Genomic DNA, 25,129 nt, shown 5'->3' with positions numbered 1-25,129 from the left:
CTCTTTTAAAGCTCAAATTAATAATCCAAATAATTTAAAAGAAAATCTTAGTTATTGGCAGAGAGTTAAATACCTTCATGTACTCTATTAATTAAATAGGTTGGTTAAACGCTCAAAACCAGATAATTCATTTACCTTTATTTCTATGACGTTTTTAATAAATGGCTCTTCAGATAAAGTAAGTTCTTGATCCTTGAAATAAAACTTATGTGGAAATAAATCGGAAGGTTGCATCAATAACTTATTGTCGTGAATCGGCTTGTTCAAGTCCTTAATGACAAAATAGCCGTCGATCATTTCCACGGTGCCTTTTCGTTCGTAAGGCAATCCTGCACCAAACGATTTTGTCCAACTTTCCATGGTTAAAATTTTTCCAGATGAATCAAATTTAAATTTTTCGATAACAGGGGATTTTTCAACAGAATGAATGTACTCGTGGGCAAACCATTCATTCTTTTCAATTTCTTCTTCCCAAAGGATCTCACCATTTTCTACTTTTTCTATTTGTAATAGATATGTAGATTGTGAAAAGAAAATGACCATCGCAACAAGGATGAAAAGCAAGATGATGAGAAGAATCCAGTTAAATCTTTTTAAAAAGGCATTGCTCGAAAGCAATGCCTTTCTGTTTGTTGCACGGTCGTGAGAATTACTGCTCATCATAGAACTTTTTAGCTCCAGGGTGCAAATCAATAGACATTCCATCTTGAGCGGAATCGAGCGTAATATCTTCACCACGCACGTGTGCGTTCGCTAAATCATCAAGATTATTAAAGATCGCTTTGGTGAGTTCATACACTTGATCCTCAGGCAATTCATCACGTACAACTAACATCGCTAGTGGAGCGACGGTGGATGCTGTTGCATCGAAACTGTCGTACGTGTCTTCGTCCAAATCAACACGCGTGTAATACGGATATTCATCGATCAGTTGATCAATCTTTTCATCGCTAAGACCAACAATTTTCACATCCGCACTTGCCGCAAGCTCTTGAATACTAGCTGTTGGTGTACCAGCAGTTACGAAAGCCGCATCAATGTTTCCGTCCTGTAGTGCAGTTGAAGCATCACCGAAGCCCATGAACTCTTCGTTAATGTCATCATAAGTGATGTCATAAGCACCTAGGATTTGATTGGCGTTCGCTTCTGTACCTGAACCAACATCACCCACAGCGACACGCTTCCCTTTTAAATCGTCCACTGTTTCAATGCCGTTATCGGCTAGTGTAACAAGCTGGATTGTTTCTGGATACATCGTGAATACACCACTGAATCCATCAACCACTTCCTCAAACATATGGGACCCGTCATGTGCATAGTAAGCGATATCATTTTGCAGTAAACCAAACTCTGCATTTCCATCGCTCAATTCGTTCGCGTTAACAACAGAAGCACCAGAAGATACTCCGTTAGCGCTTACACCGTCGACGTTCTCAGTCATGATGTCAGCCATGGCAACACCAAGTGGATAGTACGTACCTGCTTCTCCACCCGTTAACAACGTAACGTTTTCTTCCCAATCTTCTCCAGCTGAGGCTTCTTCTCCACTAGAGTCTTCCTCAGAGCCAGAGCTTTCCTCTGAACCAGATTCTTCTTCTGAACCGCTGTCCGTCTCATTTGCATCACCGGCATTGTCACCGCCACAAGCAGCTAAGAATAGACCTAGTGATAACAGAAGGACAAGCAAAAGACTAAGTTTCTTCATAAAAAATCCCCCTATAATTGTTTTTGAAGATTTACTTGCTGATTCTTCATGGTTGTCTGAAAATATTATACATTAAAAATAGTTAATTTAAAACAAAAACTAACTTTATTTCCGTAAATTAATTTTATAACTGGTTAAAAATGGGTTGTCTTATTTTGCAGACAAGCAGGTTTACTAACATAAATGTTGATACATAATTGGATAATTTTCATAATTATTATAAAATAATAAATAAGTTACTGGGAAAAGGGATATAAATCTACCAATCAAAAAGGAGTTCACCGATGAATCTAAACGATCTAATGAAAAACCCTGTCTTTATTATTTCAGCTTTCTTTGTCGGGCTGCTGGCAATTTTAGGAGCCACCATGCCGAATCAATTCGCCTCTGTTTCAGAGACACTTTACGGCTTTACGACCACCTATTTTGGTTGGTTCTACCTAATTGTTGTGTTTATGTTTACCGTATTCTTGCTCGGTTTGGCACTCACCCGCTTCGGAAAAATTCGACTTGGAGGAGAGACCGAGCGTCCAGAGTTTCCGTTTTTCACGTGGATCGGAATGTTATTTTCCGCCGGTCTTGGTGTTGGGCTTGTGTTCTGGGGTGTCGCAGAGCCAATGAGCCATTTTTTCGAATCCCCTTTTCCTGACATTCAAGATCATAGCGTGGAATCGGCACGAGTCGGAATGGGCTATTCATTTTTCCACTGGGGCATGAACCAATGGTCAATTTTCACCTTAGTCGGATTGGTCATTGCCTACCTGCAATACCGGAAGAAACGTGACGGACTTGTTTCAACAGCTCTTGAACCAATTACCGGAAGCCATGCAAATATTAAAACAACAGTCGATTCTTTGGCCGTGATTGCAACGGTTATCGGCATTGCCACTTCGATTGGCTTGGGCGTTCTTCAAATGAATGGCGGGCTGAACGCCGTATTCGGGATTCCCAACAATGGGTGGATTCAAGTATTGATTATTGTATTCATTTTCATCGCTTACATGATTTCATCCACTACCGGGTTGCATAAGGGGATTAAATATCTCAGCAATATCAATATGAGCTTGATCATTCTTTTGCTATTATTCGTTTTTATAACAGGTCCGACGGTATTCATTTTAAATTCATTTGTCCTTGGTCTTGGTGACTATATCACGAATATCATTCAATACAGCCTACGGTTGACGCCTTATGAAGGTGGCACCTGGGTTCGTGATTGGACAATCTTCTACTGGGCGTGGGTCATCGCTTGGTCACCGTTTGTCGGAGCGTTTATCGCTCGCGTTTCCAGAGGACGAACAATTCGGGAATTCATATTCGGTGTCATGATTGTTCCGCCGCTCATTTCATTATTTTGGTTCGCAACATTCGGTGGAACTGCGCTTCATAGTGATTTAAAGAACGGCACGAAAATTGCAGAGGCCGTTAATGCCGATGTAACGGTTGCGTTATTTGAAATGCTACAAATATTGCCGCTTCCGACCCTTTCATCGTTACTTGCTATTTTGCTAGTCGCGACATTCCTAATTACGTCAGCTGACTCAGCAGCTTATATACTGGGAAGCATGACTACTAGAGGAAGCTTGACCCCTCCAATGCGGGTCAAAATGATCTGGGGCGTGTTACTGGCAGCGATTGCCGGGGTGCTTTTATTCGCCGGCGGATTGGAAGCATTGCAGACGGCATCACTCATCGCAGCATTGCCATTCGCCGTCCTAATGCTCTTGATGATTGCAGCGTTGATCAAGCTATTACGTAAAGACATCGTGCCAATCAGCAAGCGTGAATTAAGAAGATATAAACGAATGCAAGATCGCTTAGAACAAATGGAAAACGGGAAGGATGACAACCCGAAGTCGTAATGGAAATTGACAACGGACAATCCTTGCATTATATTTAAAGAAGAAGGAAACAAGGGGAGTAGCGACCGCCCAAACGGTTGGTGAATCGTCATTTCGGTGCTTTTAAAAGTACCCGGTTCATCAAATAACTCGCAAGACCTTGGCCGAATCTGAGGCCAGGGTTTTTTATTTTTTCAAAATCAGGGAACCTAGATAACAGGCCTTCAGGTATTCGGCTTTCCTATAATTTAATGGGAGTCCATTGGGAGGAATGAATCTTGGTTTTATTTTTGTTTATTTTAGCAGCAGCCATTGTCGTATTTGCTGCCGTTCAGTTGAATAAATACGGCGATGTCATCAGCGAAAAATCAACTCTGAGTGGAGCGATGGTCGGTGGGTTACTGATTGCCGGAGCCACATCCCTTCCAGAGCTGACAACGAGTTTAACCGCCGTCTATATCGATAACCCCGATATTGCTGTCGGTAATATGCTAGGCAGTAATGTATTTAACTTGTTGATTTTAGCGAGTGTTGATTTATTTTACCGAAAAAGACGTGCTTTTAATCAATTGCGATCCAGTGAGCAAGTCCCATCCGTCATCGCGGGGATCATATTCACCGGATTAGTTGTCGTAGCGATTCTTTGGAATGAAACGCCATCCTTTTTAGATATTGGGCTGGAGATGTATCTACTAGTCATTGGTTACATCCTTGTTTTGAAGATGTTTGACGGAAATCCAGAGGGTCAAACCGATGAATCAGCAGCAGAAAGCCGAAACATCAATATTACACTGAAGAGAGCAGTCGTTAATTTTATTCTTTTCGCGTTGATTGTCTTTGCATCCGGTAGTGTTCTGTCGATTACTGGTGACCGTCTGGCGGAGATCTCAGGGATGAACGCCAGTTTCGTCGGAAGTGTGTTAATTGCCGCTTCGACTTCTTTACCTGAATTAGTCACTGTAGTCGTTGCTTTTCGTATGGCAAATTATGCGATGGCAGCCGGATCAATCCTTGGAAGCAACATATTCAATTTGATGTTACTCGTCGTAACGGATGCATTTTACCGTGAAAGTGCCATTCTTCAAGGAACAAGTCCTGCGATGATTTGGACAGCGTTACTGGGTGTTCTCATGATGATTGTAATGCTGTACATCTTAATGAGGAAGGATAAACAAACGAACATCGGCTACGCATGGCCGTCCATTTTGATCGTTTTAATGTATCTTGTTCTTTCGTATATGATTTTTTAACGATGAACGACAACAGCCATTCACCGCTTAGCAAGGTGGATGGCTGTTTCTTTACACTGCAAATCCACTCCATTTTCAAAAAAATCACGAAACGCTCATCTTTCTCCAAAAATCTACTTCTTTTTACATGATATAATAGAATTATAAAAAGGTAAGGGAGAGATGGACATGTTGAAAGACTATGACAATATTCTTGTTGCTGTAGATGGTTCCGAAAATGGGAAGAAAGCCTTCCATAAGGCTTGCCGGATTGCCAAAGAAGTTGATGCACGATTGGTTGTAGCTCACGTTGTTGATTATCGAACATTCGCAACGATTGAGCATTATAATCAAGCGATTTTATCAGAAGTTGAAAAGTTCGGGAAGAAGTTGCTTGAAGAGCATCAAGAAGAAGCAAAACAAGCCGGCGTCGAACAAGTAACAACGGTCTTGGAATTCGGCAGTCCTCGTCAAAAAATCCCGAAAGAAATCGCGAAAAAATATGATATTGACTTAATATTAACCGGTGCAACCGGACTGAACGCTGTTGAGCGCGTCATGCTCGGAAGTGTTTCTGAGGCGATCACCCGCACGGCACCTTGTGATGTGTTGATTGTGCGTAGTGAGTGATTTCGGAAAAAATGAACCGTCCATGTTTGTTTAAAAATGACCATCCCTTCTATGTATGTTGTCGGGGTGGTCATTTTAAGCTGTACAGTTATATCAGATCATGAGAAAGGATGTTACTAGGTGAGTAATCAAACAACCGTAAGAATAATCTATACAAGTGATGTACATGGGAACGCCAGACCTATTAATTATGGAACAAATAAACCAGCTGAGCTTGGACTCGCAAAATATGCAACTGCTGTCAAACAACACCGAGAAGAAAACCCCGATACGATTGTGATTGATAACGGCGACTTAATTCAAGGAACGCCTTTTATGATGCACTTCGTAAAAGAACATGCTGAAAAACAAAATCCGATGATTTCTATGATGAATGAGATCGGTCTTGATGCAGCGATTATTGGCAACCATGAATTTAACTTTGGAAAAGAAATATTGAAGGATGCTGTAAACGCGTCAAATTTCCCTTGGTTATCTGCAAATGTCTTGGACAAAAAAACGAATCAACCATATTTCGGCCCACCTTACATAACCAAAACATTATCGAACGGGGTGAAAGTTTGTGTCGTTGGTGTAACAACTCATTATATACCAAACTGGGAAAAAGCCGAGCATATCCAAGGTATTCAGTTTGCAAACGCCTACACTACACTCAAATATTGGGTAGAAGAAATTCGATCAGTAGAAAAGTGTGACCTGTTAATCGCAGCTTATCATGGCGGATTTGAAAGAGATCTAGAAACTGGCGAACCAACCGAAAGACTGACAGGTGAAAATCAAGGCTATGAGATGGCTAGTCAAATAGATGGAATCGATGTCTTATTAACCGGTCATCAGCATCGTGTTCTAACAGGTGAAATTGAGGACTGCCTAGTGATCCAACCCGGAAACAACGGGAATTTTTACGGGGAGATTAATCTTGAACTAATGCATGAAGACAATCAATGGCGAGTGGCGACTAAAGAGGGAGAAGTGAAAAGTTTAACCGATGTGGAAGTTGACCCTCACTTAATGGAATTGACAGAGCCATTCGAACGATCGACACAAATGTGGCTAGATAAACCTATCGGCCAAGTACAAGGAGATATGACCATCGCTGATCCATTTCAAGCGAGAGTTCAAAAACATTCGTTTATCGAGTTTATCCAACAGGTACAAATGGAAGCAAGTGGTGTAGATATTTCAGTTACTTCTTTGTTAAGTAATGAATCTAAAGGGTTCTCTTCCACGATTACGATGCGAGATATTGTATCGAATTACGTCTTTCCAAATACGCTTGAAGTCCTTGAGTTATCCGGGTCAGATATTCTAGAGGCGCTGGAAAAGAATGCATCCTACTTTATGGTCGCTTCTGAAGGAAATCTTGAAGTTAATCCTGCATATGAATATCCGAAACCTCAACATTTTAATTACGATATGTGGGAAGGGATTGACTATACAATCCGTGTATCCAATCCAATTGGTAGCCGTATCGAGAATGTCACCTATAAAGGAATGACACTGGATCCAGACAAAACCTATCAAGTTGTCATGAATAATTATCGTGCAAGTGGGGGCGGCGATTTTTATATGTTCAAAGGAAAACCGGTTGTTAAAGAAATTCAACAGGATATGGTAGAGCTCATCAGTCGTTACATAGAGAAACATCGAACGATTCAACCAACCGTGACCAACAACTTTACTGTAACCATCTAATTGTCAGTGTTTATTCACCTAAAAAGGTCTATCCCTCAAAAGCGAGGAATAGACCTTTTTTTAACCTCTGACAAGTTTCGTTCGAATTCGATTTGAGAATAACTCAACAATCAGAATCAGAACAACCAGACCAATCAAGATGGATCCAACTTCTGTCCAACGATAAGCGTTCATTGCGAAAATGAGTGGTGCACCAATACCACCTGCACCTACAAGCCCTAAAATTGAAGCTTCTCTCAGGTTCATATCAAATCGATAAATAATGACTGATAAAAACATGGAGAATAGCTGCGGAAAAATCCCGTATCGTATTTTTTCAAACGTCGTACATCCGATTGATGTCATTGATTCCAGGATACTTGTATCTAAGTCTTCAATAGCATCTACAAATAACTTTGCGAGCATGCCAATAGAGATCAATGAAATCGTTAATACTCCAGCAAAAGGCCCGGGTCCAGTAACACGGATGAACATAAGCCCATATACGAGAGCCGGAATCGTACGAATGACGATCAGAATGATTCTCGTCAATCCAGCGACTGGCTTCGGTACAATATTTGAAGCCGACAAAAACGCGAGTGGAATGGCTAGAATGGCACCAATAATCGTACCAAGAAACGCAATTGCCATTGTCTCAACGAGTAAATACATGACACCTTGAGAGGTAAAATTAAATAATAATTCAAGATCGGGATTCAAAATCCCACCAATTATGCTTGCCGCTATTTCTAATCCGCTTTGTCCCATATTCTCCAAATTTATTGCCGAGAGCGACCAAATGAACAGAATCAGGACAAGCGCAGTCACGATCAATATATAGCGTAAATTCCAAGGAGGGTTATTTAGCTGTTTTTCGATTGCATCCATATCAAGTAACTCCTTTAAATTAACTTTTTCCGGAAATGCTCACTGACTTGTTCAATCAGATAAACGGTGATGATTAGCATTAAGAGAATCATGCCAACACTTGGGTAATCGCGCCAGCCAAGGCCTTCATCCAATAATAATCCGATACCTCCTGCACCTACATAACCAAGGATCGCTGCATATCGAACATTTCCTTCAAAACAGAATAATGATGTTGACAAGTAATTAGGCAGTACTTGTGGAAAAATTGCATATCGAAAAGCCTGTATTTTTGTCATTCCTGCTGCTTCCATGGCCTCAAATGATTTCATATCTGCATTTTCAATCTGCTCATATAATAATTTCCCTACGTAGGCAATGGTGAACAAGAAAATCGCAACCGTTCCAGCTAGAGTTCCTAAACCGAAAATAAACGTTGCGATCAATGCACTCACCAACGTTGGCAAAGTCCGCAATATACTCAACAAAAATTTACTGACAGCTGCAACCGGTTTGCTCATTACATTGGAGGCAGCAAAGTATGCCGCAGGAACAGCAGCAATTGAACCTAGTATGGAACCTAACAATGACATTTTAATTGTGTCCATCAATGGTTGCCAAATAAAGTCTATATACTCCCATTTCGGAGGAATCATTTGGTCAATAATGACGAAAAACTCACTGATTCGGGATACAAGTACACTCATTTCGAAATTTGTAAACCGAACGGAAATGATGGTCGCTATAATAAGCAACAGGATGATGATGGGCGTTCGGGATTTCTTCTCATGTACTACTTTTCCATTTGGAAGAGTAATTTTGGAAGGAGGAATGATTTTATCATACATTGTATCGCTCCTCTGCCTCACTTTGAATTTCTTCCACTTTACCTTTATAAATTAGATCAAGCACATCATCCGTTACTTCAGTTGATTTACCATCATAAACAACTTGACCTTCCTTGACACCTATAATACGGTCTGCATACTCTAAAGCAATTTCAACGTGGTGAATATTCATAATGACAGACATATCCGTTTCACGATTAATCTTTTTAAAATCATCCATCACCTGTCTTGCCGTCACCGGATCGAGTGAAGCAATGGGCTCATCGGCAAGGATGATATCTGGATTCTGTGCCAGTGTTCTTGCCAAAGCGACCCGTTGCTGTTGGCCTCCAGATAATTGATCAACACGCACATAAGCCTTGTCCAAAATCCCGACTTGATCAAGAGCTGTCAAAGCTTTGATCTTTTGTTCCTTCGAGAAAATTCCTGTGATTTTACGCCAATACGGAAGCTCAGGCACAAAGGATACAAGAACATTCTTTAACACAGAGATACGTGTAACTAAATTAAAGGACTGAAAAATCATTCCGATTCGCTGGCGAAACTTTCGTACTTCCTTTCCTTTTAACGAATTCACTTCTACGTTGTCAACAATGATTTTCCCTTCCGAAATATCATGCATCCGATTAATACAGCGGATCAATGTAGACTTCCCAGCACCTGACAAACCGATAATGGCAACGAATTCTCCTTGATCGATTTTCAGATTGACATCTTGCAATGCTTTTACATTATTCGGATATGTTTTTCCAACATTAATAAATTCAATCATCTATTATTCTCCAATCTAAGAAAATGAGAACATCATAAATGATGCGCTCATCGTAGAATCACTTCTTATTCAATCAGTCTGGTTTATCGATTAATTTTGGTTTTGAACAAGTTCTTGTGCTTTACGTTCGTTATCATAATCAGAAGATTCTGCTTTCTGGTATCCTTCGTGATTGTAAATAGAAATAACTTCTTTTCCTTCGTCTGTTTGAGCAATGTTAATGAATGCTTCTTGAATGGCTGCTTTCAAGTCTTCATCCATAATCTCTGAATTCTTGCTGACACTTACGGTATCGTTATAAATGGAAGGTGTGACACCGATAACATTCGTCTCATCCCAAATCGTGCCTTCTCCACCGAATTCACTTTGCCACTTATCTTCATTGTCACGTCTAGCATCCGCGTATGTTACCATGACGTCAATTTGGCCTTGCGCAAGTCTTGCAAAGGAACTTCCATAAGAATCAGATTTAACCACGTTGTCTAAATCCGTGATTGTTTTATCATATTGATCTCCAAGCCATAGTGCAGGATAGATGTATCCAGCTGGAGAAGATGATGACATGACTGCCCAAGATGCACTATTGACATCTTCAAAAGTTAACTCTTCACCATTATTTACTTTTTGAGCTAATTCTTGACCTTTTTCTGATGGTCCCGCAATAATTAATGCTCGATAACCAGTCGCTTGCTCATCTGATGCTTCTGTCGGCTTGTTATCATTCCATTCTTTTGGATCATCTGAATCAACACTTAGTCCAGCACGTGTTGCTGTCAAAACAACTTCAGCACCATCATCGTATAGAACATACGTACCACCAGGAATTAACCCAATATCAGATGTTCCTGCAGACAATGACTCACCAACTGCTTCATAGTTTGTTCCTACGGTAATATCAACTTCACCAATGTCATAGCCTAAATTAGCCATTTCTTCGGTTAATAATTCTTTCAGCGGTTCTGTAGCAGTGATGATTTCTTCCGGATCTCTCGAAGGGACAAATCCAATAGAAAGCGAATCAATGGACTTGTTTTCAGATGCTTCTTCTGATCCATTCTCTTCTGAACTACTCTCTTCTGAACCAGATTCTGCATTACTCTCTTCTGAGTCGTCCCCACAAGCTACCAATAGTGAGATAAATAAGGTAAATAAAAGTAATAGTAAACCTTTTTTCAATGTGATCTCCCTTTCTGTTTGTGAATGTACGTTGATTGTGAAAATGAATAATGAAAAAGTGCTCACGATTTCTATTCAGTTGTTCGAACACCTCGGCCATCTTTTATGTAAGTCAAATTCAACGATATAAGGGACTCCTAACAACCTTTTGCCGAGCTTTCCATGTGAACATAAATAGTTCGAGATCACCTTCTTATCACTAGATTCGACACACCTTAAGTATACTCATTAACTAGATTAAAAAACAAGGCCTTCTCTACAAACTTTTGTTAAATTTATGTAAATGTATGGAATAATGTTTAATGCTGTTATTTACTACGATTCTATGTAAAAATACGTTCCATGTTAGTTTATTAGAATGGATTATAGTTTACCGACACAAACAGACTAAACGCCGTCGAAGTTTCATGCTCGGAAGTGTTTCTGAGGCGATTACCCGCACAGCACCTTGTGATGTGTTGATTGTGCGTAGTGAGTGATTTCAGCGTTTGACATTTATGTTTTCAGGTTACGGTAACAGTAGAGGTGATATCGTATGACTGTACATGTGAAACGCATTTATGAAGATAGTGCCAAATCGGATGGAAAGCGTGTACTTGTAGATGGTGTCTGGCCAAGAGGCGTTTCCAAAGAGGATGCCAAACTTGATGAATGGTTAAAAGAAATAGCACCAAGCAAGGACTTACGTCAATGGTTTGACCATGATCCAGATAAATTTGACTCATTCAAAAAGAAATATAAAGAGGAACTAAAAGACAACGAAGATCAGAAAGAAGCCTATTCTGAACTACAAAAGTTAATCCAGAAGCATGATGTCACCCTATTGACGGCGACGAAAGAAGAGAAGTATAATCATGCACAAGTACTGAAGAGTTTACTTTAATTGAATACTAAACTCCTCATCCATAGGAGGTTTATCTTGAACATTCATTATTCAGAGAACCAAACACTAAACGCAGAAAACGTCAAAGCACTATACGAGGATGCCCAATGGACACTCTATACAAAAGATATGCCGCGCTTAATGCAGGCAATCGACCAATCACTTTCAGTTATCACTGCTTGGGATCGCGATCGATTGGTCGGATTGATACGTGTCGTCGGAGACGGGTTAACGATTATTTATATTCAAGATATAATCGTCTTGCGAGAATACCAAAAAGAGGGCATTGGATCAGAATTGATGAAGCAGATTCTTGCTAAATATTCAGATGTCCGGCAAAAGGTTCTATTAACCGATGACGCCCCTGATGTTCGGCAATTCTATGAGAAAAATAACTTCCGATCCTGCGATCAAGGTGAGCTCGTTGCTTTTGTTCAATTGAATAATCATTAGATATATTGAAAACGTCTCGAGATTGCTTCTCGAGACGTTTATTCTGTCAATTTCCAGCCAAAAAATCCTCACACCCCCCCTCAACAGAGAAAGTGAGATTGGTTAATTATTTTTCTCTACGAAATCTGCTTTGAGAAGATAAGCAACATTATATTCCTCTAACTTATTTTCATTACCTTCAGGGTTTTCGTAAAAATCCGTTGTAAGAGAGCTCATGTTTTTATCATCAGAATAGCCAATGTACGCTAGCACTAATTCGTCTTGATCTAAGCTCAACTCTTCTGGAAAACTCCCCCACACACTTGCCATATCATTTAAGTCATTTGAATTTACATCGAAACCACTTGTAGATCCTGTGCTACCATCACTACCTATTCCAATCGCAAATGGTTGTTGTTTTTCTGTATTATTGCTCTTCGTGTTTGAAAAAATTATTGAACCATTTTCATTTATGTTTGTTGTTATTTCACTTAATCGATCATCAACCAATTCTCCTGCTTCATACTTCTCAAGCCATACAGACACCTCTTTATATTCGCCATCTGTCTCAAAATCAAATACAAACGATTTGTCCGCAGTAGTAGCAAGGATTGCATTTTCTCTTTCTGTTAATTCTGCAACAGAAAGAGTATTAGTGTTTGAATTGGAACTACTATTACAAGCACTTAGAACGACGAACAACAACACGATGATGAGTTTCGTGAATAATCTTTTCATATTTCCCCCTACCAATCTTACTGTATGGATATGTGTCCGTTAAAATATTATTCTTGCATTTCATTTAACCAATCATTCAATTTATTAAAAGTGTTATCTTTGCGAGATGTATTTATTAAGTAGTCCATATCTAGTCGTTCGGCATGCATCAAATATAATCTTTTGGCCCATTCGCAGTCAGATGATGATTTCCAATGGACACAAGCACGCAATCGATCGAGAATAATATCTTCAATTCCAATGACATATACATGGAGATTATTCTCTAATTGTAACTCAATCACCTTATCATAATCTGCATCCTCTAACATATCATTTGGAATCTCAATGCTAATCATCAGTTCCTCATGATACCAATGCCGGCCTTCCGCTATAAATCCAAGCGATTTCAAATAGCTGTCAGCAATTTCACGTTGACTAAAAATAATATCTATATCCGATGTGGTATATTCACTTCGAGTATAGATTTCTACAGCTAACCCTCCGACAATGATTGGCTTCAATTTTTCTTGTTCAAATAATTTTGTAAGAATTGCGGTGGTTTGTAACATTTTCTCAAATTTTGGTTTCCCCTTCAACGTAGATAGCTGAAGTCTAGCTTTTTCAATCGAATTCATAATACCACTTCCGCTCTGTGATATATTTTACTTTCCCTTCTTCCTCAGCCTTTTCCCACCGTTTGATACATAGGATATCCAATATTTTTTGTTCATCGATGTCTCGTTCATGCATACGAACAATTCGTCCGCTTTTTCGATCTCGAGCAAGGATTCGTTCTACTTTAGATTTCTGGCTTTCGATTAAATTGTTAAGTTCATTTATATTTAGCTTTTTCATTAAAAGCACCTCAAACGTAAATGTTATTTGTAGTATAACACTTTTTTCCGGTAAACAGACAGAATGGAGACAACATAATTCGTGCTGAATGGATGCTTTTGTAGTTGTATAACGCTCTTTTCTATTGATCATAGACGCTACAAATTTTAAAAAGGAACTTGAGATCTCCTCTCATTTATTTCACTTACTTGCTCACGTGTAAGACATCAATTGCAACGCTAAAATAGTCCAACAAAAAACTCCCAAGCCATTATGACTGGGAGTTTTAGCTGTATATTCAAGATTAACGTTTTGAGAAATATACAAGTTAATTATCAGTATATTGAGTACACCTTAATCCATTTAAATCAACGTTTTAGGAATTATTATGTGGATAAAAATGGATGGAAAAGGATTGAAATTGACGTTACTTGAACCAATTTGAACCAGCAAGATAGATGTTAGTTGAATACATTTTGTTAACATGTTTCATCGCTTTATAAAAAGTAAGATTCTGGGAGCTTATTAAATTAAAGCACCCGTTTTGTTTAAGTACAGCTTTTCACAAAATTTATTGAGAAATAAAGAGAAGTAAAGTATGGCCAAAACAGAATTATAAAGCTTGATTCGAGAATATGAGTCCTTTTTTGAAAAAATGATTAATTAATAAAGAGCAAAGATACACTAGTATCCTTGGTCAACATTGAATCATTCTACAGTGATGGGGGGAAGCAGCGCAAGTAAGAAATAGATCTAACTGGCCTGAAACCAAGGAAGATCTCTTTCCTGTGGTTTATAACAGACCTTATCGCATATCGTATGATACTACATTTGACAGGAATGCACTGACCTCTCTTGAGTCAAACACGATTATTGTGAATTCTCATCATATCACTTGATCTAAGGGGTTTTGTGATTTTCCTTTAACAACTTCTCGTTCGTGAAAAGCATCAAGTTATTTCAGCCAAAGCATTGCAATTTTAAATCAATATTTCACGATATCTCATAAGAAATCTGATGTAATGTGCAAATATCCAACCGTCTTTTACGATTGGCTGTTTGTGACCTGACGTCGATTCTATGTAGGCATGTTTTGTAATAATAGGAGAAACGGGAGAAGCACCATCTTACTAATTTTATTAGTATTTAACGATTTCTAAGACAATGCTCATGTCAAACTGAAATAAATTCGATATTTACATTAATCAATACTACCAATTTTATATAAATAGGAAAAATTTGTATACGCGGTAGAATCACCATTAATAATGTTTTTAATTTGTTTTATTCCGCTTTTTCCAAAATTATTGTTTATTAACACATAATAATCTGTTTCCCCTAAGTTGTTAATAATAGCTTTTGGTATAGGAACAACTGCCTTTTTACCTACTGGATGTCTTGTTGTAAAACTCTCATATATTTCTCCATCAAAATTAAAAAAAATAATACTTTCTATCACATCAGTATTCACCTGTTCAATGGATAAATAACGACTTTGACTTGTAATGCCACTTGTATTTAACATCATTTTATCATGATTTAAAATTGTCAATTCAGGTATACCTTGCCCATTGTTGGAATCACTATCCTCTAACAAGGATAAATCTTCTTTATAAGTATCTTTGTTATCTATTTCTACTTGTGACAAGTTATCAGTATTAGCAATGTACATTCGAATTGGGCTATATCCAAGATTAATATCAACTGGGGCATCTTTATCTAATAAAATAAAAGCAATTTCGTTAAATTCAAAGTTTTCGTCTAAGTTTATTATATTAGATAACGTAATAGAATGATTTCCTGATGGCATCTGTATATCATAGTATGTTTGTGAATCTTTTTGTTCATTATTAACGTGTATCGGAAGAAACTGATTATTATTCCAGATCATAAGTCTAAAATTTTTCGTTACCGGACTATCTATATCTAAAATTAAATCGAATGAAGCAGTATTATCCACAGGACGAAGGTATTCCAACCTCTCACCTAATAAATTAAATGAAGATGAAAACCCATCATCTATTAGAATTTCTACTTCATAATGAGGCTTATAACCAAGTTCTTCTATATCTGTAGGTTGAATCAATTGGTTTTCATTCTTACGAGTTTCCTCTTCAATTATAAACGATAAACCATTGATATCTTGGCTATTACAACCTGATAGTAATACAGTCACCATAAAAATGACTAAAAGTAAGATAATCCGTTCCATTATGTTTCCTCCCAAAATAAAAAAGAGGTCAGAAACGACCTCTTTTTTTAATAACTTATACGGTCACCAGTATACCCTAGTGATTGCCTTAGGCCCTTTGTTATAGTATGCGTTCCATGAGCTCTATATTCTGTTCCAACAGGTACAACACCAGGGTAAGTGACTGCTGAAGCAGAAGCCGTTTTAGAAATTGTAGCAGTGCTATTGTCTCTATCTATTTCCCGTCCATCCCTCATTAATAACACTACAAAATAATAGAATCAAAATAGAGCGTACACTTTTAAATGCATCAATGAATTCCCGTTTTAATATATGAATCATGATAACTTGCCCCCTTCATTTATTGTTTATTTAAATACTGGTTTTTTCAATTTCAATATCTTCTGTGCGTTTGATATACCATGTACGATAGGCATCTGCCATCAATTCTGGTACATCTTTAATCATTGTGTGATGGACTGGTTTGGAGCGATTTACCATATTGATGGTTGACAGTCCCAATTGTTTCTGCAATCTACTGCGGGATACTTCCACTTCAATTACTTTCTTTCGTTTTGAAACAAACATTGTTGTTTGCAGACTCCCTGTTTTAAACTGTATAAAGCCGCCATTCAACATATATCTCGTGTTTATAAAATCGAGGATTCGATGTATATAGATAATTAGAAATAAAAAAACCGAAATGATCCACCATGCTTGTTTCACATCGAATACCTGGGGCCTGAAAAAGAATAGCGCAATAGTTGCAATAATCCAGAGCCAGCTTGGTCTTAACAGTCGAACCCATAATGATTTTCCCGGTAAAAGATACATCTTCTGTGTTACCTCATAATCTGGAAGCACTTCCTCTAACATCTCATATGCCCGCTGAACAGGCAGAAAGGGATAAAGTGAATTTGTTTCATCTTCACTTTCACCAACACTTCCTGCACTGATCAACTTTACTTCAGCAAGTCCGAGCATTCGTTTTATCAGTGATTGAGTAACTTCAACAGCCTGAACTTTATCCTTTGATATGGTAAAAGTTGATTCTTCCAGGATTCCTTTTGAAATAAAAATCGTTTTATCATCAGAAGCAATTTCGTATCTTCCATACCTTAAAAATGTCCGGACAACCCCAAAAGCAACGGACATGATAACCAAAGCAACAATGAACAATGAAATAATCCACCAGGAATTGATGTTAGACATTAAAAATGTTTTCGCCTTGTCTTCTATATCAAATATATCCTCTATCTCAGATGACACAGAAACAATTATCGGAATAAGTACTAAAAAGCTGAGCGATGTGAAAGAAGCTTTGATAGTATCTTTTCTTGTCGGTCTAAAATGGACCGTTCTGTTACATATTACTTGTTCCTCTTTTTCTGCCTCAGGTACTGCTTCATAGGCTACTACATCATGATTAGTGCTGCCTGATTGGTGTATCCTTGCTTCCAGTTCATTAAGTTCTTTTTGTGAAATGACACCAAATTTTATCGAAGCATCTGTATCTGTCATACTTGTTTCAAAAACTACAGAAGCCAATCCAAATAGCTTGTGAATAAATGTCTGCCTACGTTGGATATTGTGAATCTTGGTATAAGGAATGGTCCGCTCCGATTTATTAAATAACCCTTTGTACATATGAAAAGAAACATCATCAAGCAAATATTTTTGTGTGAACCATTTATAAATTATTGAAAAAACAGTTAAAACGACTGCCAAACAAAAAATGATTCGTCCATAATTAATCCAAGCTGAACTGGAATCATAGTTAATAATGAAAAGAAACAATACAAAGAAGAATGCATTTTTCAGGAGCCTCCAGAAGTCGAACAATATATTCAATGGGTGATATCGTTTCTTCTGTCCCATTACTCCACTTCCTTTACTTTTGCAAAATAAGCAATTTGGCTTCTTAGTTCAATTGCAACTTTTTCAGATAGTGCAGGGATTTTGTGAGAGGACGCCATTGTAGTAATGGAAACCGAATAAAGGCCGTACTTTCTCATAATTGGTCCCTGATTTGTTGCAACTGACTGTATTTTTGTCATTGGAATAAGTTCATGTTTCTCGATGAAAATCCCATATTTCAATTGCAAAAAGTCCTCATTGACATCATAGCGCCAACTATTAAACTTCAAAGATGGCTCGAAAAACACAGACCATATTGTTCCAACGACAGAAAGAATAGTGACAACCAAAATGATCCACCCAGCCCATTCCGGCCATGAAAATTTGTAATCCAAAAAAAACAATGCTGCAAGAACTAAGAGCCCAATGAAATTAGCAATAATCTCCCCAATAATCCATACTCTAATTACAACTTTGGATAGTTGTTGTTGGGGTGTAACAATTTGTTGATCCATAAATCACTGCTCCTGTAACTACCTGTCTTAATTAATTTTTTCCAATGTTCTTATCATAAGTTTTCACAATCTCTCAATTTGCTTGGTCAACACCAAATAACATAACATAAAAATCCATCAATAACAATATATTATTATTGATAATCAATAAATTAATATTGAAAATGATTTGATTGGTAAATTATGATATGATTGGATTATTATTATTTTGTAATTACATAAATGGAAATAAATTTATGGTTGAAAGCAAGGAGACAAATTATGAAATCAAAAATTATATTTAAAATAGGTTCACTCATATCTTTAATTGGCTTTTATTTAATGATGCTTTTAATGATCTTTATGTTGATGGAGGGTTTGTCTCGTTTATTTATACCTGCCAGCGGTTTCGCCGATTCGTTTGGTCCTTTAGAACCGGTATTTGCTTACTTTACGATTGATTTTCGTCAACAACCGGCAATTTATGAGGAAGGGCAATTTTTAATCCTTTATTTTGTGAATGAGCTGACTACAGGATTAACCGCACTCCTGTTTTTCTGGTTTATGTATAAACTTTTAAAAAACATTCATACATATAGTCTCTTTATGTATGAAAATGTATCTGTTTTGTTTAAATTGGGCCTGTCCATCGGTATTTTAGGAACTGCTTCTACTTATACGAGTAATCTTATACTTTCCAAGGTTTTAAGTGCTTTATCTATCACTAACGCACACGTATCCTTTTCGAATCTTTCCTATATAGATATGATTGCCGGCGGAATAGTACTTATTATTATTGCATTAGCTTTGAGAACGGCTGTCAATGCAGTAGAAGAAAATAGGAAAACAATATGAAGATGAAGATGAAGTGGGCGAATAATAATGATAAGGATTAAACTTGATGTTATGATGGCTGAGCGTAAAATGTCATTAAATAAACTTTCTGAATTAGTAGGAATCACACCAGCAAACTTATCTATACTTAAAAATGAAAAAGGAAAGGCAATCCGCTTTACAACACTTGATGCACTTTGTAAAGCTCTGGATTGCCAGCCGGGTGATTTAATGGAGTATATCGAAGAAAATGAAAATAAATAATTGATTTTGATAAGCATTGCCTTTAGAAAATCTAGAGTCCTTTATTCAATTAAATAGCTTTATACTGAAGGGTGCCTTCTTATTCAAGAATTGCGCCCTTTTCTTGAATAAGCGTTCACCTGAACGTCTCTATAATATATACGCTCCCCATAAATACAATCCAGACTAAAATGGGGATGCCCAGGCTCTTAAGAGCATTATTCCATTTATGAATATTCCTCTTCCTTAAAATATAATCAGTTATAAAATATAAAAAAGACGCTAATAAACTGTACCAAAGTAAAATTAAACCAAAAATGATGTGTAATGCTATTGAGAAGTTGTAACTGCTAAACTAAATTGAACAGTTTCTGCTTGATAAAAATGAACACTTTCTATCAAATAAACCCAAACTCAGCTAAACTAAAGAGGCATGAATAAATAGTTAGTTTGGGGGATAAGAAGGTGTTGAAGTTAGAAATGATTCTAAAGGTACATCAATTAAAGATGCAGGGTTTCAAGGTGGCTGAGATCGCAAGAAAATGTAGTTTATCAAGAACAACTGTCTATGAGTATCTTGAAAAAGAACTACATGAGGCTTTTGAGTGGGTAGAGCTATTGAAAACAAGAAAAAGGAAGCTGGATCCCTATCGTGAACATATTCTTTCTTGGCTGAAAGAACATCCAGATCTTTCGGCTTCACAAATCCAGGATTGGTTAGAAGAACGATGTTCTTTTAAAGATGTAGGTGACAGCACAGTCCGCACTTATTTCCGGGAACTGCGAGAACAGTATCACATACCTAAAACATTGACCTATCGAAGTTATGAAGCAATAGAAGAATTGCCAAAAGGAAAACAAATGCAAGTTGATTTTGGTGAAATGAAAGTACAAACAGTGGATAAAAGATGGAAAAAGTTATACACAATTGCCTTTGTCTTGTCTCACTCAAGATATAAATACTCAGAGTGGCAGGAGCATCCCTTCACTACTCGAGACGTCATACGATGTCATGAAAATGCATTTGAATATTATGGAGGTGTAACAGAAGAAATTGTTTATGACCAAGATAAATTGATGACCGTCAGTGAAAATGGAGGAGATATCATATATACCGAGGAATTTCAGGCTTATAAGCAAGAGAGAGGTTTTTCAGTCTATTTATGCAGAGCAGCTGATCCTGAATCCAAAGGGAAAGTTGAGAATGTCGTTAAATTCATCAAAAGAAACTTTGCGAAAAACCGAATCTTTTATCAATTAGAAACGTGGAATGAACAGTGTTTAGCTTGGCTTGATAGAAAAGGAAATTACCAAGTTCATAACACAATAAAAAAGAGACCTGTCGAAGTGTTTGCCGTCGAAAAGCCACACTTACGAAAAGTCTCATCCATTCTCTCTTTCGAGAGTAATTCTAACTCAAGTATATCAAGAACGGTCCATAAGGACAATATTATTAAATACAAGTCGAATCGTTATTCTTTACCACTAGGAACATATAAACCACATAGTGAAAACAAAGTCTACGTATCCATTGATCAAAATGAATTAATAATCACTAAGGAGCCCGGAGGTGAACCATTAGCAACTCATCCATTATCCCATGGAATAGGTCAGCTAATAAAAAATACAGACCACTCCAGAGATAAAACCAAAGGGATACAAGCATATATGTATACCGTAATAGAAGTTTTTGAGGACAGCGAAAAGATTGGTGTATTCCTTGAGGAAATTCATTTACGCTATCCCAGGTATATTCGAGATCAATTACAACTTATCAAAAAAGCAGCGAATGACTATAAACCTTTTATTCAGCAAGCTTTAGATAAATGTATTGAGCAAAAACTGTGGAGTGCAAATGATTTACGTGATTTAGCTGAGCATTTTGAAAAAATAAAGAAAGATAAAACATTTCCCTCGTCTACTGACATACCAGTAAAAGGACTTCCTCTAGAAAAAATGAGGGTAACTGCATCGACAAGAGAATTAGATGGCTACCTTAAGATCTTGGGAGGTGTCTGAGATGGGGAACTCAGTAGAAGGTTTACAACAGCAACTTAAAAACTTAAGAATAGTTGAGACATCAAAAGAATTACCATCTTTACTAAGAAAGGCAGAATTACATTCTTGGACCTATCAGGAATTCCTAAGGGAAATGCTTACATTCGAAGAGCAGCGTCGAGAGGAGAAAATGATAGAAAAGCATTTAAAATGGGCAGCATTTCCGTTTCAAAAAAACATAGATGAATTTGACATTAAAGAACTACCATCTTTAAGTGAAAGACAACTTAAGCAATTGAAAGAATTAAATTGGCTAGATGAAGCATTTAATCTAATTTTTCTAGGTCCTCCTGGGGTTGGTAAAACGCATTTAGCGATTGGATTGGGCTTAGAAGCTATTCATAAGGGACAACGTGTTTCATTCATTACAATGGGTGATTTGGTTTCCATTTTGAAATCGGAAGATTACCTACGGAAATCACAACTCAAATTGAAGAGAATTCGAGAAGCTGATTTGATTATTATCGATGATCTGATGTATATGGCCATGGATCAGCATGAGGCAAACTTATTCTTTCATTTAATCAATCACCTATACGAACGTAGTTCGATCATATTAACGTCTAATAAAGGTCCTGAAGAATGGGGAGAGCTACTTGGTGACCAAGGGATAACAACGGCGATCTTAGATCGCCTCCTCCATCGTTCAGAAATAATTCATTTAAATGGATCTAGTCATCGAATTAAATATAGGCAATCTTTGTTTCAAGAAAAAAGTGTTCAAAATTAATGAGCAGAAAGTGTTCATTTCTACTTGACGGTTACAATTGGACTTCGACTTCTTTTGCAGTCTTATCCTCACACGCTGCCTCTTATATGGTTTCTGTTCGTCAGACCAGAGGTTTGTCGAAGGCTTCCTTCAGATTCCACGTCACCGTGGACACCCTTGCACTTGACTATGTGCTTACCGCTACCAGGTCGCACTCGGGCCTTTCACCCGTTTGAATTCACCCATGCCGGGCAAACCAAAAAACTCCCAAGTCTCTATGACTGGGAGCTCTGTTTAATTGTAATAACATTCACAAAGGCAATAAGCTTGAAGGTGTATACAATATCCGCAGTGACCATAAAAGGATTTTATGATCTAAATTGATTGGATTAAATAAGGTGAGCAAATAATTCTTGGCGATTTAATCTATAAATGATTTACACTCAACCCTTTAAAATCTCTTCCTAGTGCAATTTCACCAATTTGCCTAATCGTTCCTCTGCCGTCATTCATCGTATAGAATTTAACCCCTTTTATCTTTACATCTTCTATTACATCTTCAAACATAATCTCCGCTTCGTGTTCATTAATATAAGTTAATAAATCTTCTTTCCACTGTTCTTCTTCCATATTTCGTCCTTTTGGCTCGATAAATATCTGAATGAAATAATCACTGTTTTGTAGATAAAGAATAAAGTCAGGTTGGAATCCTGCCAAATTCACTTCATCGTGTCCACTACCAAACTGATGCAATTTTAATTTATTATTTTTTGCTGACTCACGATGCATATTTTCATCCATGCGTATTAGATACACATCAGAGTATTCCTCTTTTAACTCTGCAACTCTTTCTGCAATTCGATCGATTAATTGCTTTTCGGTTAAGTTAATAATCGCAGAATCATAAACAAAGTAGTCTTCTTTTATTTCATAACGATCCACTGTCTGCGGACTATCCTGCATAAATGCTTTACCCGTGTCATAATTTGGTACACGTTTACGGTAGTTTGCAATATAATCCTTGATTGGATAACCGATAAATTTACCCGTTCCTCGTTGTTTACTGTAACCTGATTTTATTTGTTTTGCGACATAAGAAAAGTACCGCTCTAGAATATTTAGTTTTTCGGTAGCCGTTAGTACACTGCTATCCATTGTTCTTGGAATCGTAACATAGATTGTTCGATTATAAATATTTAACCATTTCTCTTCTAAAAACTCTTCTCTCGAACTTAGTAGCGGAATATACTTTTTCAAGTTAGAAAAATGATAGAACGACAAACGATTCATAATTTTGATGAGATAACGCTTATCAAATGTAACCGCGACGTTATAAGCGTTTGTATAGTCTTCTTGCACTTTCGTATCTTTATAGCTCACTTCTTTTAATGCAGATATATATGGAATGACAACATCGTTTTTGCTATCAATACCATATTTCTCTAATGAATCGTAGTAGTTATCCGTTACTTCAACGGTTTCATTGTAATAAATTTTGCCGTATTTCCATACATCTGTCCGTTTGAAATTAGGCTTCACCTTAACATCAATTAACGGATTCTTTTTATCTTCACCAGTCGGTAAATTCATTTCGTCTAAAGCACTTACTAAGTTCTTCAAGTATTGAGGTTCATTGATTGTATGATAGTGAATCGTTTCTAAGATCAAGCTATCTTTACTATCATCATTAAACCTGCGTGTATATGAACGTTCACCATCTAGTAAAAAAGGGTAATACCTTGCACCACGTCCAATTAATTGTGCTTCTGACATAGTTGTTGCTTTCGTTCCTTTTACTTTCGGGTCATCACTTAAACGAACAATGTCAAAGAGGTTTAATACATCCCATCCCTCGGTGAGCCTAGCAACTGCAAAGATGACTCGATATAAATTCATTGGACTTTCTAAGCTATTTAAAGCTTCATAGTGACCTTTTTCTAAGATACCCGATTGACTTGTGTCATTGGCATTAATAACTCGGTTTGGAGCAAGCTCTCTCTTTATATCTCTGACTATTTCACTTAAGTAATTCTCATTGTCACGGTAATACTCATGTGCCAACGCTAATGTTTCACTATCATCTTCGGAAGTGATTTGTGCTTGTCTGTTAAGAAATGCTTTTAAAGATTCAACGGTTAATGTATCAATCAACTCACTGAATTGTTCGTGGGCTTCATTAGAGGCATTAATTCGCTGAGATTTAAACATAATAACAGGTTTAATATATGCCCCATGGTTTTCTAATGCATATCGCCTTCTATATTCACTTAATAAAACGGCGTTCATCATGTTATCAACGTCTGTATTACTCGACTGAATTCGCTTTACATTCTTAGAATATTTGTCTTGGATGAAGCGGTCGAGAGCATAGCGATACAACACTTTATCTTTGTATTTTTCATAAACATTCTTATTTTCCAGGTCAATTGTAGCGGTAAATTCAAGTAAACGATTGTCTTTATTCGCATTTAAAATCGTTGAGATTGCTTTCTCCCAGGATTGTTCTGTTTCTTTTTCTGATTTGGTTGAAGCAGAGTAATGATGTGCTTCGTCTCCTAAAATAACGACTTTATTCCTTGCATAATCTTCTTCTCCCATTGCATTTTCTTTTTGTGTATAAATATCTGCAGCAACGCGTTGAACGGTTGCCAGCTTTAGGTAGATTGTATTTTTACTTTGAGTTTTTGGAAAAGAGTCAACTTGCCTAATTTCAATTCGCTCTCCGTCAATCTCAATTTGTCGTGAATATAAGTATTTATCCGATCCGGTGTTAGTTAGGTTATCGATTGTTTTATTTAGTACACCGTTTGTGTTTACCAAGAATAAGAAGTTCTGATACCCCCAATCTTGATAAAGATATAAAATTAGGCCTGCCATTAAATCCGTTTTACCACTTCCAGTTGCCATGTTGAATAATACATGATTCACATTCCGAAATCGAAACTCATTCGCTGCTTGTGAATAATGAAAAAAACGCAAAGCTGCATCTTGATAATATCTATATGAATGTACCATGTTTTGTCTGATGTAATCTGGGGTTTCCCACTCACCTTCATCATTAAATAAACTTTCATTTAATTCTCTTACTTCATCATATAAAGGTAGTGGTAGCTGCTTCTTTCTTTTTACCAA

General features: G+C 37.2%; 23 protein-coding genes and 1 pseudogene. 11 read left to right on the top strand and 13 right to left on the bottom strand.

What is annotated here, in order from left to right; genetic code table 11:
* Window positions 1-87 precede the first annotated feature (87 nt).
* Both KQ486_RS09285 and KQ486_RS09280 read right to left on the bottom strand, forming a co-directional pair.
* Window positions 88-663, bottom strand: coding sequence for a DUF1850 domain-containing protein (locus KQ486_RS09285; protein WP_246569267.1), 576 nt, complete (start codon window positions 661-663; stop codon window positions 88-90).
* Window positions 650-1,705, bottom strand: a complete 1,056-nt coding sequence (locus tag KQ486_RS09280; RefSeq protein ID WP_216687439.1) for a TAXI family TRAP transporter solute-binding subunit — start codon at window positions 1,703-1,705, stop codon at window positions 650-652. Before KQ486_RS09280 ends, KQ486_RS09285 begins: the two co-directional genes overlap by 14 nt.
* A 284-nt stretch (window positions 1,706-1,989) precedes the next feature.
* Between KQ486_RS09280 and KQ486_RS09275 the strand changes: the two genes are divergently transcribed.
* From KQ486_RS09275 to KQ486_RS09260, 4 genes are all read left to right on the top strand, one after another.
* Window positions 1,990-3,567 carry a BCCT family transporter gene (locus KQ486_RS09275; RefSeq protein WP_216687438.1) on the top strand — a complete coding sequence of 526 codons (1,578 nt, stop codon included), beginning with the start codon at window positions 1,990-1,992 and terminating at the stop codon, window positions 3,565-3,567.
* Between the two features lie 257 nt (window positions 3,568-3,824).
* Complete coding sequence (locus KQ486_RS09270; protein WP_216687437.1) at window positions 3,825-4,796, top strand: sodium:calcium antiporter; 972 nt, start codon at window positions 3,825-3,827, stop codon at window positions 4,794-4,796.
* Between the two features lie 168 nt (window positions 4,797-4,964).
* Window positions 4,965-5,405, top strand: coding sequence for a universal stress protein (locus tag KQ486_RS09265; protein WP_216687436.1), 441 nt, complete (start codon window positions 4,965-4,967; stop codon window positions 5,403-5,405).
* 120 nt (window positions 5,406-5,525) lie between these two features.
* Window positions 5,526-7,100 carry a bifunctional metallophosphatase/5'-nucleotidase gene (locus KQ486_RS09260; protein WP_216687435.1) on the top strand — a complete coding sequence of 525 codons (1,575 nt, stop codon included), beginning with the start codon at window positions 5,526-5,528 and terminating at the stop codon, window positions 7,098-7,100.
* A 60-nt stretch (window positions 7,101-7,160) separates the two neighbouring features.
* Here the strand turns inward: KQ486_RS09260 and phnE (KQ486_RS09255) are convergent, their stop codons facing one another.
* From phnE (KQ486_RS09255) to KQ486_RS09240, 4 genes are all read right to left on the bottom strand, one after another.
* Window positions 7,161-7,967 carry a phosphonate ABC transporter, permease protein PhnE gene (gene phnE / locus KQ486_RS09255; RefSeq protein ID WP_216687434.1) on the bottom strand — a complete coding sequence of 269 codons (807 nt, stop codon included), beginning with the start codon at window positions 7,965-7,967 and terminating at the stop codon, window positions 7,161-7,163.
* Window positions 7,968-7,981: 14 nt separating this feature from the next.
* Entirely contained in the window at window positions 7,982-8,794 is an 813-nt protein-coding gene (gene phnE, locus KQ486_RS09250; protein ID WP_216687433.1) for a phosphonate ABC transporter, permease protein PhnE, read from the bottom strand.
* Complete coding sequence (phnC, locus tag KQ486_RS09245; RefSeq protein WP_216687432.1) at window positions 8,787-9,566, bottom strand: phosphonate ABC transporter ATP-binding protein; 780 nt, start codon at window positions 9,564-9,566, stop codon at window positions 8,787-8,789. The genes phnE (KQ486_RS09250) and phnC overlap by 8 nt, the downstream gene beginning before the upstream one ends.
* Window positions 9,567-9,656: 90 nt before the next feature.
* A complete protein-coding gene (locus KQ486_RS09240; protein WP_216687431.1) occupies window positions 9,657-10,742 on the bottom strand; it encodes a phosphate/phosphite/phosphonate ABC transporter substrate-binding protein in 1,086 nt (361 codons plus the stop codon).
* A 378-nt stretch (window positions 10,743-11,120) separates the two neighbouring features.
* On the opposite strand from KQ486_RS09240, the pseudogene KQ486_RS14705 reads away from it, so the two are divergent.
* The 3 genes and pseudogenes from KQ486_RS14705 to KQ486_RS09225 form a co-directional block, all read left to right on the top strand.
* Window positions 11,121-11,221: pseudogene (locus KQ486_RS14705) on the top strand (universal stress protein); the annotation flags it as partial.
* Window positions 11,222-11,277: 56 nt separating this feature from the next.
* Entirely contained in the window at window positions 11,278-11,625 is a 348-nt protein-coding gene (locus KQ486_RS09230; protein WP_216687429.1) for a DUF488 domain-containing protein, read from the top strand.
* Window positions 11,626-11,661: 36 nt separating this feature from the next.
* Entirely contained in the window at window positions 11,662-12,078 is a 417-nt protein-coding gene (locus KQ486_RS09225; RefSeq protein ID WP_216687428.1) for a GNAT family N-acetyltransferase, read from the top strand.
* Between the two features lie 102 nt (window positions 12,079-12,180).
* Here the strand turns inward: KQ486_RS09225 and KQ486_RS09220 are convergent, their stop codons facing one another.
* The 6 genes from KQ486_RS09220 to KQ486_RS09195 all read right to left on the bottom strand — a co-directional run bounded on the left by KQ486_RS09220 (window position 12,181) and on the right by KQ486_RS09195 (window position 18,174).
* A complete protein-coding gene (locus tag KQ486_RS09220) occupies window positions 12,181-12,795 on the bottom strand; it encodes a YgaN family protein (protein ID WP_216687427.1) in 615 nt (204 codons plus the stop codon).
* A gap of 47 nt (window positions 12,796-12,842) precedes the next feature.
* Window positions 12,843-13,412, bottom strand: a complete 570-nt coding sequence (locus tag KQ486_RS09215) for a DUF6036 family nucleotidyltransferase (RefSeq protein ID WP_216687426.1) — start codon at window positions 13,410-13,412, stop codon at window positions 12,843-12,845.
* The gene (locus KQ486_RS09210; RefSeq protein WP_144163547.1) at window positions 13,399-13,632 is read right to left on the bottom strand and encodes a hypothetical protein; all 234 of its coding nucleotides are present in this window, start codon (window positions 13,630-13,632) and stop codon (window positions 13,399-13,401) included. The genes KQ486_RS09215 and KQ486_RS09210 overlap by 14 nt, the downstream gene beginning before the upstream one ends.
* 1,180 nt (window positions 13,633-14,812) lie before the next feature.
* Entirely contained in the window at window positions 14,813-15,823 is a 1,011-nt protein-coding gene (locus KQ486_RS09205; RefSeq protein WP_216687425.1) for a hypothetical protein, read from the bottom strand.
* A gap of 351 nt (window positions 15,824-16,174) precedes the next feature.
* On the bottom strand, window positions 16,175-17,680 hold the full coding sequence (locus tag KQ486_RS09200) for a PH domain-containing protein (RefSeq protein WP_216687424.1): 1,506 nt from the start codon (window positions 17,678-17,680) through the stop codon (window positions 16,175-16,177).
* The gene (locus KQ486_RS09195) at window positions 17,680-18,174 is read right to left on the bottom strand and encodes a PH domain-containing protein (protein ID WP_068441694.1); all 495 of its coding nucleotides are present in this window, start codon (window positions 18,172-18,174) and stop codon (window positions 17,680-17,682) included. Before KQ486_RS09195 ends, KQ486_RS09200 begins: the two co-directional genes overlap by 1 nt.
* Before the next feature lie 261 nt (window positions 18,175-18,435).
* On the opposite strand from KQ486_RS09195, the gene KQ486_RS09190 reads away from it, so the two are divergent.
* The 4 genes from KQ486_RS09190 (at window position 18,436) to istB (ending at window position 22,018) form a co-directional block, all read left to right on the top strand.
* Window positions 18,436-19,008 carry a hypothetical protein gene (locus KQ486_RS09190; RefSeq protein ID WP_216687423.1) on the top strand — a complete coding sequence of 191 codons (573 nt, stop codon included), beginning with the start codon at window positions 18,436-18,438 and terminating at the stop codon, window positions 19,006-19,008.
* A gap of 27 nt (window positions 19,009-19,035) precedes the next feature.
* The gene (locus KQ486_RS09185) at window positions 19,036-19,251 is read left to right on the top strand and encodes a helix-turn-helix domain-containing protein (protein ID WP_179946421.1); all 216 of its coding nucleotides are present in this window, start codon (window positions 19,036-19,038) and stop codon (window positions 19,249-19,251) included.
* Between the two features lie 459 nt (window positions 19,252-19,710).
* On the top strand, window positions 19,711-21,249 hold the full coding sequence (gene istA / locus KQ486_RS09180) for an IS21 family transposase (protein WP_216687448.1): 1,539 nt from the start codon (window positions 19,711-19,713) through the stop codon (window positions 21,247-21,249).
* A gap of 1 nt (window position 21,250) precedes the next feature.
* Window positions 21,251-22,018 carry an IS21-like element helper ATPase IstB gene (gene istB / locus KQ486_RS09175; RefSeq protein ID WP_216687422.1) on the top strand — a complete coding sequence of 256 codons (768 nt, stop codon included), beginning with the start codon at window positions 21,251-21,253 and terminating at the stop codon, window positions 22,016-22,018.
* A 405-nt stretch (window positions 22,019-22,423) separates the two neighbouring features.
* On the opposite strand, the gene KQ486_RS09170 is transcribed toward istB, so the two are convergent.
* Window positions 22,424-25,129, bottom strand: a complete 2,706-nt coding sequence (locus KQ486_RS09170) for a DEAD/DEAH box helicase family protein (protein ID WP_216687421.1) — start codon at window positions 25,127-25,129, stop codon at window positions 22,424-22,426.

It is taken from the genome of Allobacillus halotolerans (assembly GCF_018967645.1).
Classification (GTDB): domain Bacteria; phylum Bacillota; class Bacilli; order Bacillales; family Alkalibacillaceae; genus Allobacillus; species Allobacillus halotolerans.
This window is presented reverse-complemented; position numbering and strand designations above follow the sequence as displayed.